The organism is Lysinibacillus sp. FSL M8-0355 (assembly GCF_038008985.1).
Lineage (GTDB): Bacteria > Bacillota > Bacilli > Bacillales_A > Planococcaceae > Lysinibacillus > Lysinibacillus fusiformis_D.
The window spans coordinates 1,036,405-1,051,710 of sequence record NZ_JBBPAI010000001.1 but is presented as its reverse complement, the minus strand read 5'-3'; the positions used below and the strand labels follow the sequence as shown (position 1 = coordinate 1,051,710).

The following is a 15,306-nucleotide window of genomic DNA, read 5'->3' as shown; positions in this document are numbered from 1 at the left end:
CTATAGAACAGCTTTTCATTATAACTCTCCAGCCTTTAATTTCGCATGCCACTCTTTTAAAAATGGAATATCTTCTTCTTTAATAGCACCTGATTCGTTTGCTGCTTCAATTAAATAATCGAAGTTTGTTAACGATACATACTGAATGCCAGCCTCATCAAATGCTTGCTCAGCGCGTGGAAGATTATAGGTGTAGACACAAACTACGCCTAATACTTCACAGCCAGCTGCACGCAATGCTTCTACTGCTGTAATCGAAGAACCGCCTGTGGAAACGATATCCTCCACAACAACTACTTTTTGACCTGCTGCGTATTTTCCTTCGATTTGATTACCACGACCATGCTCTTTTGCTTTTGATCGTACATAAACCATCGGTAATTCTAAAATATCACTTACCCATGCTGCGTGTGGGATACCCGCTGTAGCTGTTCCTGCTACGATTTCTGTTGCACCAAAATTCTCTTTGATAACAGCTGCTAAGCCATTTGCTAATTGTTTACGAATAACTGGGTCTGAGATTGTTAAACGAGTATCACAGTAAATAGGAGATTTAATACCAGACGCCCATGTAAATAATTCAGTTGGATTTAATTCTACAGCACCCACTTTTAACATAGCGTGTGCAATTTCATTTTGTAATGTCATCATTTATGCCTCCCATAATTCACTTACGATTTTATATGCAGCTACTGGATCCTGTGCACCAGTTACGGCACGCCCAACAACGATGAGTGATGAACCGTCACGCTTTGCGCCATCTGGTGTGGCAATACGCTTTTGATCGTGTGCAGCACCGCCTGCTAGACGAATTCCAGGTGTTACACGTAGAAAATCATCTCCACACACTTCTGCAATTGCCTTCGCCTCATGTACAGAGCAAACTACACCTTGTAAACCTGCTTGTTTTGTAAGACTCGCATAATGTAAGACAGACTCTTGTAAAGATAGAGCAATTTGTTGTTCTGCTTGCATTTGTTCTTCTGTTGTTGATGTTAATTGTGTAACGGCTATTAATGCTGGACGTTCTTTGCCAGCAGGTGTACCCGATTCAAGTCCTTCTAGTGCTGCCTCCATCATAGGACGTCCCCCAGCAGCATGGACATTGACTAAATCTACCCCTAGTTTTGCTAGACCCTTCATCGCCGAGCCTACTGTATTCGGGATATCATGTAATTTTAAATCAAGGAAAATATCATGACCTAAATCCTTTACTTTTCGAACAATGTCAGGCCCTTCTTGCATATATAATTCCATACCAATTTTCACGAAAAGAGGCTCATTGAACTGTTTTAGAAAATCAAACACTTCTTTTTCTCCTGGAAAATCTAGTGCTAATATTGGTTTCGTATTCATCAGCGATGGCTCCTTCCGATAATCTCTGTTATATGTTCTACACCTAATGCATCAAGCTTTGCTGGTAATTCTTCAATGATGTTTGGACAGACAAAGTGGTCAACAAAGTTTGCTGTTCCTACTGCTACAGCTGAAGCACCTGCAGACATAAAATCAATGACATCCTGTGCTTCTGTTACACCACCCATACCAATTATCGGAATATTGACAGCCTTGTACACCTCATAAACCATTCGGATTGCTACAGGTTTAACAGCAGGACCTGATAGTCCACCTGTTCCATTAGCAATGACAGGCTTTCCTGTACGCTCATCTAAACGCATACCTACCAATGTATTTATCATCGTAATACCATCTGCTCCACCTGCTTCAACAGCTAAAGCAATATCCACAATATTTGTCACGTTTGGTGATAGCTTCACATAGACTGGCACTTCAGACACAGCCTTGACAGCCTCAACAAGCTGACGTGCTGTGGCTGGGTCTGTCCCAAACTGGATGCCACCACACTTCACGTTAGGGCAAGAAATATTCAGTTCCAACGCTTTGACATTTGATGCTGCTGAAATACGACGTGCTACTTCCACATAATCTGCCGTTTCAGTACCAGCAACATTAGCGATAATTGGCACATCATAGCTCTCTAAAAATGTCAATTCTTCATTCATCACTTTTTCAATGCCTGGATTTTGTAAACCAATTGCATTTAACATCCCCGCCGCTGTTTCAGCAACACGTGGCGTTGGGTTACCGGCACGTGTTTCGACCGTTGTTGCCTTAATCATGATAGCACCTAGTTTTGACAAATCATAAAGCTGTGCATATTCACGGCCGAAGCCAAAGCAACCCGAAGCTGGCATAATTGGATTTTTTAACGCTAAGCCTGGTATTTGAATGGTTAAACGACTCATAGTGCCACCGTTCCTTTCGGGAAAACTGGACCATCAGAGCATACTTTAACATAGTCTTTTTCAACTTCATCAGTTGTTTTACATACACATGCAAAGCAAGCTCCAATACCACAGCCCATACGTTCTTCAAATGATAAATAACCCACTTTTTCAGGATAAAAGCCCTCTAATGCTTTTAACATCGGTAATGGTCCACAGGAATAAAATACATCAAACTTTGGGGCACTTGACTCTAATACAGTTGTTACAAAGCCTTTTGTACCTTTCGAGCCATCCACAGTCACATAATGTGTTTCACCAAGTGCACTAAATTCATCCTCATAAAAGCAGACATCCTCTGTTTGGAAGCCTAGGACATGGATGGTTTTCACACCACGAGCATTCAATTGTTTGGATAATTCATGTAAAGGTGGTACACCAATTCCACCGCCAACTAATAGTGCAGTGCCTCCCTCTTGTACCGCATCTACTGGGAAACCATTACCTATTGGACCAAGCACGTTGACTTGTTGACCTTCTCGATTCGTCGCCAGCACTTTCGTACCACGTCCTTCAGCACGATAAATCATAGTAAACTCATTGTTTTCTTTATCAATATTTGCAATACTAATTGGTCGACGTAAAAGCGGCTCCAATGAATCTGACACCTTTACATGGACAAACTGGCCAGGAGTCATCTCCTGAACCAGTTCACCATGAAGTGTCAGTTCGAAAATGTTTGTCGCAATTTGCTTTTGAGAGACGACCGTCATTTTCTCTTGACGTATCATATTAGTGTACTACCTCCGCTTTTGGCATTTGTTCTGCTGTAAATGTCATGGATTCGATAACACGAACCATTGCTTCTGCTGTATCTAAAGATGTTAGACAAGGTACGCCATTTTCTACAGACTCACGACGGATTCGGAAGCCATCACGAGCTGGCTGCTTCCCTTTAGTTAATGTATTGACAACAAGCTGAGCTTCACCATTTTGGATAAGGTCAATCAATGTTTGTCCTTTCGCACCAATCTTGCCAACAATATCTGTACGTACTCCTGCTTCTTCAAATGCTTTTGCTGTACCTTCAGTAGCTACAATGCGATACCCTACCGTAGAGAAACGTTTTGCTAATGCAATCGCTTCTTCCTTATCTTTATCAGATACAGTAAACAATACTGTACCTTCTGTACGAATTTCCATACCTGCTGCAACTAAACCTTTATAAAGGGCTTTTTCTAATGTTGCATCTTTCCCCATTACCTCACCAGTGGATTTCATTTCAGGTCCTAATGTAATGTCTACACGACGTAATTTTGCGAATGAGAACACTGGTACTTTTACAAATACACCCTTTTGTTCAGGCGCTAAACCTGTTGGGTAGCCCTGCTCTACAATAGATTTTCCAAGGATTGCTTTCGTTGCAATGTTAGCCATTGGAATATTTGTAATTTTACTTAAGAATGGTACTGTACGTGATGAACGTGGGTTTACCTCAATCACAAATACTTCGCCCTGTGAAATTACGTATTGGATATTCATTAAGCCAACGATGCCTAGGCCCTTCGCGAGACGAGTTGTATAATCAACTAATGTATCCTTTTGTGCCTGTGTTAATTTTTGTGGTGGATAGACAGAGATTGAGTCTCCAGAGTGAACCCCTGCACGCTCAATATGTTCCATAATTCCTGGAATTAGAACATTTTCGCCGTCACAGATAGCATCTACTTCGATTTCCTGTCCTGTTAAGTAACGGTCTACTAAAACAGGATGATCTGGAGATGCCTCCACTGCATTTTCCATATAGTGCTGTAATTCATCTTGATTGTAGACAATTTCCATTGCACGTCCACCAAGTACATACGATGGACGAACAAGTACTGGGAAGCCTAGACGCTCACTAATGGCAAGAGCCTCCTCTGTAGAAACGGCTGTTTCCCCTAGCGGCTGCGGAATGTTTAATTCACGTAAAGCCTGCTCGAACTTATCGCGGTTTTCTGCACGGTCAGTATCTTCTAAAGATGTACCTAAGATTTTTACACCATTTGCTGCTAATTTATCGGCCAGGTTAATGGCTGTTTGACCACCGAATTGAACAACAACACCAATTGGTTGTTCTAAATCGATAATATGCATAACATCCTCAATTGTTAATGGCTCGAAGTAGAGCTTATCAGAAACAGAGAAGTCTGTTGATACTGTCTCTGGGTTGGAGTTGATAATAATTGCCTCATAGCCAGCCTCTTGAATCGCCCATACTGAGTGTACTGTTGCATAATCGAATTCTACCCCTTGGCCGATGCGGATTGGGCCTGATCCAAGTACCACAACAGAAGGTTTTTCTGACTTAATAGATTCATTTTCTTCTTCATATGTGCCATAGAAATATGGTGTTTCCGATTCGAATTCCGCTGCACATGTATCAACCATTTTATAGACTGGAATAATGCCGTGTTCTTTACGATAAGCATAAATGGCTTCTGGTGTTGTTTCCCAAAGCTCAGCAACCTTCTTATCTGCAAAGCCTAAACGTTTTGCTGTACGTAGGACATCTTTATCATTTTTATGGTCAGCAAGTGTTTGTTCCATATCAACGATATTTTTAAACTTATTTAAGAAGAATAGATCAATCGCTGACCATTCATGAATTTGTTCAATTGTTACACCTCGACGTAAAGCTTCACCGATAAAGAATAGGCGCTCATCTCCAGCTTTGCGGATACGTTTTTCAATCCAAGAATCTGAATTTTCCTCAGCATGCTTTAACTCTAAATGTACTTGACCGGTCTCAAGAGAACGAACCGCTTTTAACATAGCTTCCTCAAATGTGCGACCTAATGCCATTACTTCACCAGTAGCTTTCATTTGCGTACCAAGATTACGTTTAGCTGATTCGAATTTATCGAATGGCCAGCGAGGAATTTTAGCTACGATATAATCAAGTGCAGGTTCAAAACAAGCATATGTTGATCCTGTTACAGGGTTTTTAATTTCATCTAATGTTAAACCAACTGCAATTTTAGCTGCTAGCTTAGCAATTGGATAACCTGTTGCTTTAGATGCTAGTGCAGATGAACGCGATACGCGTGGGTTTACTTCAATCACATAGTAATTAAAGCTATATGGATCAAGTGCTAGCTGGACGTTGCAGCCACCCTCTATTTTAAGTGCACGAATAATATCTAGCGAAATATTACGTAGCATTTGGTTTTCACGATCTGATAGTGTTTGCGTTGGTGCTACAACGATTGAGTCACCTGTATGGATTCCTACTGGGTCAACGTTTTCCATGTTACATACAACAATGGCATTGTTAGCCGCATCACGCATTACTTCATATTCAATCTCTTTATAGCCAGCAATTGATTTTTCTAATAAACATTGTGTTACGGGTGAATATTTTAAACCCGATGTCACAATCTCTTCTAAATCTTGATCGTTGTAGCAAATCCCGCCCCCTGTACCGCCAAGTGTAAATGCTGGTCGAACAATTACAGGGTATCCAATTTTCGCAACAAATCTTTTCGCTTCATCTAAGTTATGAATAATATCAGACTCAGGAACTGGAGCACCTAGCTCATACATTAAATTACGGAATAAATCACGATCTTCTGCTTTATGGATAGCATCTAGTTTTGTACCAAGAATTTCAATACCAAGCTCGTCTAAAATACCTGATTTGTCTAACTCGATCGCCATATTTAAACCTGTTTGACCGCCAAGTGTTGGTAAAATCGCATCTGGACGCTCTTTACGTAAAATACGAGAGACAAAATCAAGAGAAATTGGCTCGATATATACTTTGTCCGCAATTTCTGTATCTGTCATGATTGTGGCAGGGTTTGAGTTGATTAAAATAACACGGTAGCCTTCTTCTTTTAATGAAAGACAAGCTTGTGTACCTGCATAGTCAAATTCTGCTGCTTGTCCGATAACGATTGGGCCTGAGCCAATTACTAAAATAGTTTCAATATCTGTACGTTTAGGCATGTTGTTTCCCCTTCCCTGCTTCTACTTCCATCATTTCGATGAATTCATCAAATAAGTGGTTTGAATCCTCTGGTCCTGGTGATGCTTCTGGGTGATATTGCACTGTGAAAATCGGATATTTCTTATGACGCACACCTTCACATGTTCCATCATTTAATGCGATATGTGTTAATTCTAAATCCGTTTCTTTTAATGAATCGATGTCGATAGCATAGCCATGGTTCTGAGATGTTAAATCTGTACGTCCTGTGCGTAAGTCTTTGACTGGGTGGTTACCACCGCGGTGTCCAAACGGTAGTTTGAAGGCTTTTGCTCCACTAGCTAATGAAAAGATTTGGTGTCCTAAACAAATACCGAACATTGGCACTTTTCCTATTAAGTTACGTACTGTTTCAATACCTTCCTGAACATCTTCAGGATTCCCTGGTCCATTGGATAGCATGATACCATCTGGATGCCAAGCTAAAATTTCCTCAGCTGGTGTATTATAAGGTACTACCAACACATCACAATCACGTTTGTTTAATTCGCGTAGGATTCCGTGCTTCATACCATAATCAATTAAGACAACTCGTTTACCACGACCAGGAGATGGATAAGCAGCTTTTGGAGATACTTCACGGACATGGTGTGTAATGGCTGGTGTCGCTTGTAATTGTGCTACAATTTCATCCACATTTACTTCTTCATCAGCAGCCGTCAAAATCGCTTTAACCGATCCTTTACTGCGTATGATACGTGTTAATTTTCGCGTATCAATGCCTTCAATTCCTGGGATATCCTTTGCTGTCAAATAGTCATCTAAAGTTAAATCACAGCGGAAGTTTGAAGGTTTTTTAGCCAATTCACGCACAACGAATCCACGAATGGCTGGCGTAATCGATTCAAAGTCATCACGGTTAATGCCGTAATTACCAACTAAAGGATATGTCAATGTAACAATTTGTCCATAGAATGAAGGATCTGAAATCGTTTCCTGATAACCTGTCATCCCTGTTGTAAATACAACCTCACCTTGTGAAGCGCGCTCGCTACCAAATGCTGTACCTGTAAATACTGTGCCATCTTCTAAAACTAGTAAACGTTTTTTCATTACTCTGCCTCCTGATATACGATATTGCCTTCAAAAATTGTTAGTACTGGCCAACCCTTTGCCACCCAGCCGTTGAATGGTGTATTACGACCTTTTGATACAAAGCCATCTGCATCAATTGTTTGTTCTTTTTGAATATCAATTAAAATCATATCCGCTGAAGCGCCTACTGCTAATGTGCCATATGGCAGATCAAAAATCTCAGCTGCTCTCACTGTCATCCAATCAATTAATTGCTTTAAAGTCCATTTTCCTGTTTCAACAAATTGTGTATAAAGCAATGGAAAAGCTGTTTCGAAACCGACGATACCAAATGGTGCGCCAACCATACCGCAGCATTTTTCTTCTACTGTATGTGGTGCATGATCTGTTGCGATGCAGTCGATTGTGCCATCAAGTAGTGCTGCATGTAGAGAATCCTTATCATCAGCTGCGCGTAATGGTGGATTCATTTTCCAATTTGCATCGTCAGATGGTATATCCATCTCTTCTAGTAATAAATGATGTGGACAAACTTCTGCTGTGACACGAATACCTGCTGCCTTCGCATCTCTTACTGCACGAACCGATTCCTTCGTAGAAACGTGACAAACATGGTAGCGTGCCCCTGCCGCTTCTGCTAGTAGTACATCTCGTGCAATTTGTACTGATTCACAAATGGAAGGTATCCCTGGAAGCCCAAGCTCTTTATTACGCTTTCCTTCATGCATCACACCATCATAGATTAATGAGTTGTCCTCACAATGTGCTACAACAACCATATCGTGCTGGGCCGCATCTTTCATTTGCTCATACATCGTTGAGGCTAGCTGAATGCCTACACCATCATCTGAGAACGCTACGGCTCCATGTGCTTTTAATTCTTCAATATTTGTTCGAACCTCGCCCGATATATCCTTTGTTAGGGAACCATATGGGAGTACTCGAATAACAGCGCTGTCCTTAATGAGCCCATTGATGAGCTGCATGTTGTCAACCGAATCAGGTACTGGCTTTGTATTAGGCATCGCACAAATTGTCGTAAAGCCACCCTTTGCTGCTGAGGCGGAGCCTGTAGCAATGGTTTCTTTATGCTCAAATCCTGGCTCTCGTAAATGTGTATGAACATCGATAAAGCCTGGTGCCACAATTAAACCATGTCCTTCAATCAGTTCTGCACCTGCTACAGTCACATTCTGACCAATAGCCGTAATCTTTCCGTCTGCCATTGCAATATTGACTGTCTTCAATTCACCTTGTTCATCTAGCATTTGTACATTTTGAAGTACCTTTGTCATGTTATTCTCTCCCCTTTAAAATGGTTTCCATAATAGCCATCCGTGTGTAAACACCGTTCCGCACCTGTTCAAAAATTCGAGAGCGATCACACTCTACTAACTCAGAAGCAATTTCAACATCACGATTTACGGGTGCTGGATGCATAATAATGGCGGATTCTTTCATTTGCTTTTCTCGTTCAATTGTTAAACCAAACTCTTGATGGTAACCTTCCTTTGAGAAGCTTTTATTTACTTTATGACGTTCATGTTGCACACGTAGTAACATAATGACATCACTTATTTCGATCAGATTATCCCATGAATGATGCGCTTCAAAACCGCCAGACCATTCTTGTGGGCAAAGGAAATGAACATTTGCCCCTAAATTTTGTAATGCTGTTGCATTTGATTTGGCTACTCGACTATGAGAGATATCTCCTGCAATTGTGACATTCAACCCTTCGAAACAGCCAAACTCTTTTTTGATGGTATAAAGATCCAATAAGGATTGTGAAGGATGTTGCCCAGCACCGTCCCCTGCATTAATAATCGCTACATTAATACCATCCAGCAGCTCATTGTAATATTCATCTTCTGAAGCTCGAATGATGACAGCATCTAAACCAATCATTTCTAACGTTTTGACAGTATCATACATCGTTTCCCCTTTCGTAACACTCGAAAACCCTGCATCGAAAGGGATAACATGACAGCCAATTTTGTATTCTGCCATTTCAAAGCTTGTTTTTGTACGAGTACTTGGTTCAAAGAATAGATTGGTCACTTTGTACGGGCGAGATAACGATGATGTTTCACCATTTTCAAATGCTTGCGCAAGATCTAGGATTTGGTTAATCTCTTCTGTTGTTAAATGTTCCATCGATAATAAGTTCTTCATCATGTGACCTCCATTAGGTTGTGAATCGTGAACGTCTATGTATGACGTTCTCTGTATATAAAGTAAAAGCCCCGTTGATGTCATCAACGAGGCATAAGGAGGCGTGACAAACTACAGCAAGACATACATCCTACTTCAGCCTGTCCACAACTTCCCTTTTTTTGCCTCTCTGGACAATTCATTAAAAGGTACTACTATGAATCTTTATTTTGATTGTATTGTACAGGTATATCTGCTTCTTTCTTACCTGGTAGAATCGCATTCAATAGCACACCGATAATCGCGGCTAGCGCCATCCCTTCAACACTTAATGATTCAGAGATAACAAACTTGGCACCGCCAATACCAATGACTAATATGACTGAAGCAATAACTAGGTTACGGCTATTACCAAAATCAATATGATTATCTACTAGCATACGTAGGCCACTTGCTGCGATTATTCCGAAGAGTAAGATGGACACTCCCCCAAGTACTGCGGTTGGAATCGTTGCAATCACTGCCATTGCTTTCCCGAAGAATGATAGTAAGATGGCAACCACTGCTGCACCTGCAATAACGTAAATACTGTACACTCGAGTAATAGCTAGTACACCAATATTTTCACCGTAAGTTGTTTTCGGAGGCCCCCCGATTATAGCACTCACAAATGTTCCAAGTCCGTCTCCTAATAGGGAACGGTGCAACCCTGGCTCTTTAATATAATCTCGATCTACTACTTTTCCTAATACTAGCTGGTGACCAATATGTTCCGAAATTGTTACAATCACGATTGGTACCATGATAAGTAGAATTTTTGTTGTTATTTCAAACTCATAATGCACACCTGGTATTAAGAAATCAGGCATTGCGAAGAATTTTGCTTGGGCAATTGGTGTATAATCTACGATGTCTACGATCATGGAGTAAATATACCCTACGATTAAGCCCATCAAAATTGGCATAGTGCTTAAAATTCCTTTAAAGAAAATCGTAAAGATAATCGCTGTAAAGACCGTAACTAAAGCAGCTGAGAAGTGTAAAAAGCTATACTCTCCATTGACGTTCATGGCCATATTCACAGCTGTACCAGATAGTCCAAGTCCAATTACCATAATAACTGGACCTACCACGATTGGCGGCAAAATTTTCATAATCCACCTATAACCACTTTTCCAAATGATTAAGGATACAATTCCATACGTAATCCCGACAGCCATCGCACCGATCATGGCATTGCCTGGGTGGACACTCGAGCCATCATCGTTTAAACCGCCTGCCGCAAGTATGATTGGTGCTATAAAGGCGAAGGACGACCCTAGATAGGCTGGTACTTGAAATTTCGTAATTAATAGGAAGAATAATGTAGCAATCCCGCTTGTTAAAAGAGCAATCGCTGGACTAAGTCCTACTAACTGTGGCACTAAAATTGTTGATCCAAACATCGCAAACATATGCTGGAAACTTAATGTCACAAGCTGAAGTGGAGTTGGTTTATCCTTAATATCTAAAACTGCATTTGACATATTGTTTCCTCACTTTATTATTCGTCTTCTTTATAAATAATGACGCAATCTTCTCCATCTACTTCTTGTAAGTTGACAATGATGCGCTCAGAGCCAGAAGTTGGAACATTCTTCCCTACATAGTCTGCTCTAATTGGCAACTCTCGATGCCCTCTATCCACTAGCACGGCTAGTTGAATTTGAGCAGGTCTCCCCAAATCCATTACAGCATCCAGTGCTGCACGTACTGTTCGTCCTGTATAAAGTACATCGTCTACTAAAATGATCTTTTGATTTTTCACTACATACTCAATATCAACTTGTTCTACATGTGCTTGTTCGTTTTCATGTTTGGTTGTTAAATCATCTCTGTATAGCGTAATATCAATTTCCCCTGTACGAATAGGTTTACCTTCAATTTTTTCAATTCGTTGTGCCAAACGTTTGGCTAGAAAGGCACCTCTTGTTTTAATGCCAACTAAAATACATTCATCGATTCCTTTGTTGCGTTCAATAATTTCATGGGCAATACGTGTGAGTGCCCTTGTCATTGATGGGCCATCTAATAATTCATTTTGTGCCATATCCGTTCCTCCTCTCTCTACTCTAGTGTCAGCCATGTGTCCATAAAAAAACCTCTCGAGGCGAATAGCCTGAGAGGGGTTGTATACGTGTCGAAAAAAGCATGTCGAAAAATTTGCAGCACAAATTTTTGCAACACTATCACATGTCCCTTCTCAGCCTCTCTGGACTGCTATTAAAGGTGAATATTTAGTTATGTTGTTCATTCACTGTGGTTAGTATAGACTTTCTTTTCTTATTCGTCAATGCCTATTTCGTAAATCATTTAATAATTGCTCATAATCAACTGGAAGTGGTGTTTCAAACTCCAAATATTCACCAGAAGAAGGATGATCAAATCCTAAAGTTGCAGCATGCAAAACTTGTCCACCAAAGTCTATTGTCTTTTTCGGACCATATTTTGGATCTCCCACTAGTGGGAAGCCGATATAATTCATATGCACACGAATTTGGTGTGTACGTCCCGTTTCTAAACGACATTCTACTAGTGTATAATCACCAAAACGCTCCACAACTTGGAAGTGTGTCACCGCATGTTTACCGTTATCAACGACTGCCTGTTTTTGACGATCCTTTTGATCGCGACCAATCGGTGCATCAATTGTCCCCTTATCATGTGCGATATGACCGTGTACAAGGGCAATATATTTACGTGTCACCGTTTTATTCACTAACTGATTCACTAACGATTCATGGGCTGTATCATTTTTAGCCACCATTAATAGACCTGACGTATCTTTATCAATACGATGGACAATACCAGGTCGCATCACACCATTAATACCGGATAAATCCTTACATTGATACATTAAACCATTTACCAGTGTACCGGACATATGGCCTGGTGCTGGATGAACGACCATCCCCTTTGGTTTATTGACAACAAGGACATCTGCATCCTCATAAACAATATCCAAATCTAATTTTTCGGCTATTACATCTAGAATTTCTACTTCTGGTACATCAATCAAGATGACATCACCAGCTTTTACTTTATATTTTGCTTTTACAGCATCACCATTCACTTTGATAATCCCATCATTAACCCAGTTCCCAATTTGTGTACGTGACCACTCTGATTGTAAGCTTGAAAGTGCTTTATCAATGCGCTCTCCTTGCTGCTGTTCTTCGATTGTATATGTTACTTGCGTCATTGTTTCACCTGTTTCTTTTCTTTTTTATCTTCCATAATCAAACCAATCATTAGTACAACGACAGCTATAGTTAATGCAGCATCTGCCACATTAAAAATAGGGAAGTCATAATTAATAATTGGAATTAAAACATCAACAAAATCGACCACTTCTCCTCTAAAAAGACGATCGATAAAGTTTCCTAATGCGCCACCAAGTAATAGCATTAAACCCACTTGAAAAACGGGCTTTCCTTTTGCCTCTTTATGATAAAAGTAGAGAATGGCACAAATGACAGCAACTGTCACGATACTAAATAACCACATTTGCCCTTCTAGCATCCCCCATGCTGCACCTCTATTACGATGAGATAAAATGCCAAACCATGGGTCCCACACAGCAATACGTTCAGCATACTCCATATTTTTCACAATTAGCCATTTTGTCCATTGATCTAATAAAACGACAAAAGCAGCCAATCCATAATATTTATACACAGTCATTCCTCCGTTCACTCAACATCTTACCTATTCTACCATAACAGCACCCATCACAATAACTAATATCACATCAAAAGATGGCGGATGCCCAATCTCTTTCAAGAATATAAAAAAGCTATTTCTATTTACTTTTTAAGCAATAGAAATAGCTCTGACTTATTGAGTTAAACGGTTTCAGATTCTTTCGAATGCACTCGCTTCATGAAATCATTGACATCAGCCGGAACTTTACGATCTAGTAGTGACACGATAATAACAGATAAGAAGCCAACCGGTACTGTCACAATACCTGGTATTTTAAACTGCAAGAAACTTGGTAATGTTCCTGGTAAAAAGATCATCCACATTGACACGCCAAGACCAATGAGCAATCCTGCAATGGCACCCTTCTCTGTCATGCCCCTCCACCAAATACCGAGAATAAAGATTGGCGTGAATGTACTTGCTGCAACCGTAAAGGCGAGCGCCACTAAATGACCGATGGATGCATCCTTGACAAGTAAACCAAGTGCTCCATATAAAATCCCTAATAATACAATGGCCACTTTACCAGCAACCACACGTTGTTTTTGTGTTATATCCTTTTTCATAATATTGGCATATAAATCATGGGCTAATGCGCCAGAGCTTGTAATAAATAGCCCTGAAAGATTAGAGAAAATAGCTGCAAATGCACCTGCAATTACTAAACCAAGTAACCATTTACCACCTAGCGCAAGGGCTGTCGTCGGAATGACCATGTTATTCCCACCTAATACTAAATCACGCATTACCTCCTCACTAGCTGTTCCCGAAATGAAAATAGATCGGCCTACAACACCTAAATAAACAGCTAATAAGAAAAACGTACTAGCAATGCCAATAGCCATGAGCGCAGATTTACGCGCTGCTTTAGCACTTGGGTTTGTATAAAAGCGTAATAATATATGGGGAAGCCCAATTGTCCCTAAGGCTAAACCAATGGTCATACTAATAGTTTGCCAAAATGTTGGGAAATAAAAGCCTGTGCCTGTCCAAGCGGCACCATCAAAATTCACATCATTACCATCTAAGGCATACGGAGAAGTTCCTGTAATAGGGCCACTGAATGAATGGATGGCAGCTAAAATTTTATCGTAATGCAAACCACCATAAACTGCAGCAATTAACATCACAATAAATGCGCCAAGGCGAATCCACAGCTCCAAAGCTTGGTTGATTGTCGTACCTTTCATTCCACCTATCCCTACATAAAAAACCATGACAACACATGTAAAGATAATGCCAAATTCATAGGAAGTACCAAAAAACATACTTAATATTTGAGCAGCACCTAGTAATTGAGGAGCCGCATAAAAGCCTGAGATGGCTAAAACGACTGCAACCGCTACGAGTCGAGCCCTGCTACTATGAAAACGATAACCTAAAAAATCAGCAACCGTAAATGCACCAAATCTTCTTAAAGGGCCCGCTACGAAAATAGCTAATAATGTTAATCCAATAGAGAAACAAAAAGCATAATAAGCACCATCATAACCTAGTTGAAATGTTAAACCAGCTATTCCAAGAAATGTTGCTGCACTTAAATAATCTCCGCCAATGGCAGAACCATTTGTAAACCATCCAAAGCTTCGGCCACCTACAAAGAAATCCGAAGCTGTTGCATTTCTCTTGGTTAAATACGTAATGTAGACAATCGTTCCCATTAACGCAACGGTCATTAACATCTTTGGTTCTAAAAGAGCTTCCATCATTCAACACTTCCCCCTTTGTTTCACCTACTTATTTGCTATATCGTATTTTTTTAAACGCTTCTCATACATGGCCGTATGCACATACGCAATAATAAAAGCCATAGCCATCATGACAATCGTTGTCACAAACCATGTGACTGTCATACCGCCCCATATTTTCTTGAATGCAAATGCTGGAGCAAACCAATTCATAACAGGAATACTAAAAATCAAAATAAAGTAAAATACCGTTAAGCCTAAACCTGTTGTAAATTCATCCTTCATAATTTTATTTGTTGTTGCATCTAGAGGCGGTAGATCTTTCACATCAATTGTTCCTGCCTCCACGTAGTCATAATCATGACTGCCTACTTCCGCCATAAGCTAACTCCCCCTTTGTCATATCAGT

The 15,306-nt window shown here is 40.3% G+C and carries 14 protein-coding genes; all 14 read right to left on the bottom strand.

Going from position 1 to position 15,306, the window contains the following annotated elements; all coding sequences use genetic code 11:
• Nucleotides 1-18: 18 nt before the first annotated feature.
• The 14 genes from pyrE to MKY46_RS04890 all read right to left on the bottom strand — a co-directional run bounded on the left by pyrE (nucleotide 19) and on the right by MKY46_RS04890 (nucleotide 15,278).
• Nucleotides 19-648: an orotate phosphoribosyltransferase gene (gene pyrE, locus MKY46_RS04955; protein ID WP_036125070.1), complete on the bottom strand. Its 630-nt coding sequence runs from the start codon at nucleotides 646-648 to the stop codon at nucleotides 19-21.
• 3 nt (nucleotides 649-651) lie between these two features.
• The gene (gene pyrF / locus MKY46_RS04950) at nucleotides 652-1,356 is read right to left on the bottom strand and encodes an orotidine-5'-phosphate decarboxylase (RefSeq protein WP_036125041.1); all 705 of its coding nucleotides are present in this window, start codon (nucleotides 1,354-1,356) and stop codon (nucleotides 652-654) included.
• Nucleotides 1,356-2,267 (bottom strand): dihydroorotate dehydrogenase, encoded by a 912-nt coding sequence (locus MKY46_RS04945; RefSeq protein WP_036125043.1) that lies wholly within the window; start codon nucleotides 2,265-2,267, stop codon nucleotides 1,356-1,358. Before MKY46_RS04945 ends, pyrF begins: the two co-directional genes overlap by 1 nt.
• On the bottom strand, nucleotides 2,264-3,037 hold the full coding sequence (locus MKY46_RS04940) for a dihydroorotate dehydrogenase electron transfer subunit (protein ID WP_036125045.1): 774 nt from the start codon (nucleotides 3,035-3,037) through the stop codon (nucleotides 2,264-2,266). The genes MKY46_RS04945 and MKY46_RS04940 overlap by 4 nt, the downstream gene beginning before the upstream one ends.
• Nucleotide 3,038: 1 nt before the next feature.
• Complete coding sequence (gene carB / locus MKY46_RS04935; protein WP_036125046.1) at nucleotides 3,039-6,236, bottom strand: carbamoyl-phosphate synthase large subunit; 3,198 nt, start codon at nucleotides 6,234-6,236, stop codon at nucleotides 3,039-3,041.
• Nucleotides 6,229-7,329: a glutamine-hydrolyzing carbamoyl-phosphate synthase small subunit gene (carA, locus tag MKY46_RS04930; RefSeq protein WP_036125049.1), complete on the bottom strand. Its 1,101-nt coding sequence runs from the start codon at nucleotides 7,327-7,329 to the stop codon at nucleotides 6,229-6,231. The genes carB and carA overlap by 8 nt, the downstream gene beginning before the upstream one ends.
• On the bottom strand, nucleotides 7,329-8,606 hold the full coding sequence (locus MKY46_RS04925) for a dihydroorotase (protein ID WP_036125051.1): 1,278 nt from the start codon (nucleotides 8,604-8,606) through the stop codon (nucleotides 7,329-7,331). Before MKY46_RS04925 ends, carA begins: the two co-directional genes overlap by 1 nt.
• A 1-nt stretch (nucleotide 8,607) precedes the next feature.
• Nucleotides 8,608-9,486, bottom strand: coding sequence for an aspartate carbamoyltransferase catalytic subunit (locus tag MKY46_RS04920; RefSeq protein WP_036125057.1), 879 nt, complete (start codon nucleotides 9,484-9,486; stop codon nucleotides 8,608-8,610).
• A gap of 194 nt (nucleotides 9,487-9,680) precedes the next feature.
• The gene (locus MKY46_RS04915; RefSeq protein ID WP_036125061.1) at nucleotides 9,681-10,991 is read right to left on the bottom strand and encodes a uracil-xanthine permease family protein; all 1,311 of its coding nucleotides are present in this window, start codon (nucleotides 10,989-10,991) and stop codon (nucleotides 9,681-9,683) included.
• A 17-nt stretch (nucleotides 10,992-11,008) separates the two neighbouring features.
• On the bottom strand, nucleotides 11,009-11,554 hold the full coding sequence (gene pyrR / locus MKY46_RS04910; protein WP_089931954.1) for a bifunctional pyr operon transcriptional regulator/uracil phosphoribosyltransferase PyrR: 546 nt from the start codon (nucleotides 11,552-11,554) through the stop codon (nucleotides 11,009-11,011).
• Nucleotides 11,555-11,794: 240 nt separating this feature from the next.
• A complete protein-coding gene (locus tag MKY46_RS04905; RefSeq protein WP_036125153.1) occupies nucleotides 11,795-12,706 on the bottom strand; it encodes an RluA family pseudouridine synthase in 912 nt (303 codons plus the stop codon).
• Entirely contained in the window at nucleotides 12,703-13,182 is a 480-nt protein-coding gene (gene lspA, locus MKY46_RS04900) for a signal peptidase II (RefSeq protein WP_036125155.1), read from the bottom strand. The genes MKY46_RS04905 and lspA overlap by 4 nt, the downstream gene beginning before the upstream one ends.
• Before the next feature lie 167 nt (nucleotides 13,183-13,349).
• On the bottom strand, nucleotides 13,350-14,918 hold the full coding sequence (locus tag MKY46_RS04895; RefSeq protein WP_036125158.1) for a sodium/solute symporter: 1,569 nt from the start codon (nucleotides 14,916-14,918) through the stop codon (nucleotides 13,350-13,352).
• A 24-nt stretch (nucleotides 14,919-14,942) separates the two neighbouring features.
• Nucleotides 14,943-15,278, bottom strand: coding sequence for a hypothetical protein (locus tag MKY46_RS04890; protein ID WP_036125161.1), 336 nt, complete (start codon nucleotides 15,276-15,278; stop codon nucleotides 14,943-14,945).
• Nucleotides 15,279-15,306 lie beyond the last annotated feature (28 nt).

What these genes read in the sequence shown, in the direction of transcription:
- pyrE (WP_036125070.1), bottom strand. Translation starts at nt 648, where the DNA reads ATGACATTACAAAATGAAATTGCACACGCTATGTTAAAAGTGGGTGCT.
- pyrF (WP_036125041.1), bottom strand. Translation starts at nt 1,356, where the DNA reads ATGAATACGAAACCAATATTAGCACTAGATTTTCCAGGAGAAAAAGAA.
- MKY46_RS04945 (WP_036125043.1), bottom strand. Translation starts at nt 2,267, where the DNA reads ATGAGTCGTTTAACCATTCAAATACCAGGCTTAGCGTTAAAAAATCCA.
- MKY46_RS04940 (WP_036125045.1), bottom strand. Translation starts at nt 3,037, where the DNA reads ATGATACGTCAAGAGAAAATGACGGTCGTCTCTCAAAAGCAAATTGCG.
- carB (WP_036125046.1), bottom strand. Translation starts at nt 6,236, where the DNA reads ATGCCTAAACGTACAGATATTGAAACTATTTTAGTAATTGGCTCAGGC.
- carA (WP_036125049.1), bottom strand. Translation starts at nt 7,329, where the DNA reads ATGAAAAAACGTTTACTAGTTTTAGAAGATGGCACAGTATTTACAGGT.
- MKY46_RS04925 (WP_036125051.1), bottom strand. Translation starts at nt 8,606, where the DNA reads ATGACAAAGGTACTTCAAAATGTACAAATGCTAGATGAACAAGGTGAA.
- MKY46_RS04920 (WP_036125057.1), bottom strand. Translation starts at nt 9,486, where the DNA reads ATGAAGAACTTATTATCGATGGAACATTTAACAACAGAAGAGATTAAC.
- MKY46_RS04915 (WP_036125061.1), bottom strand. Translation starts at nt 10,991, where the DNA reads ATGTCAAATGCAGTTTTAGATATTAAGGATAAACCAACTCCACTTCAG.
- pyrR (WP_089931954.1), bottom strand. Translation starts at nt 11,554, where the DNA reads ATGGCACAAAATGAATTATTAGATGGCCCATCAATGACAAGGGCACTC.
- MKY46_RS04905 (WP_036125153.1), bottom strand. Translation starts at nt 12,706, where the DNA reads ATGACGCAAGTAACATATACAATCGAAGAACAGCAGCAAGGAGAGCGC.
- MKY46_RS04895 (WP_036125158.1), bottom strand. Translation starts at nt 14,918, where the DNA reads ATGATGGAAGCTCTTTTAGAACCAAAGATGTTAATGACCGTTGCGTTA.
- MKY46_RS04890 (WP_036125161.1), bottom strand. Translation starts at nt 15,278, where the DNA reads ATGGCGGAAGTAGGCAGTCATGATTATGACTACGTGGAGGCAGGAACA.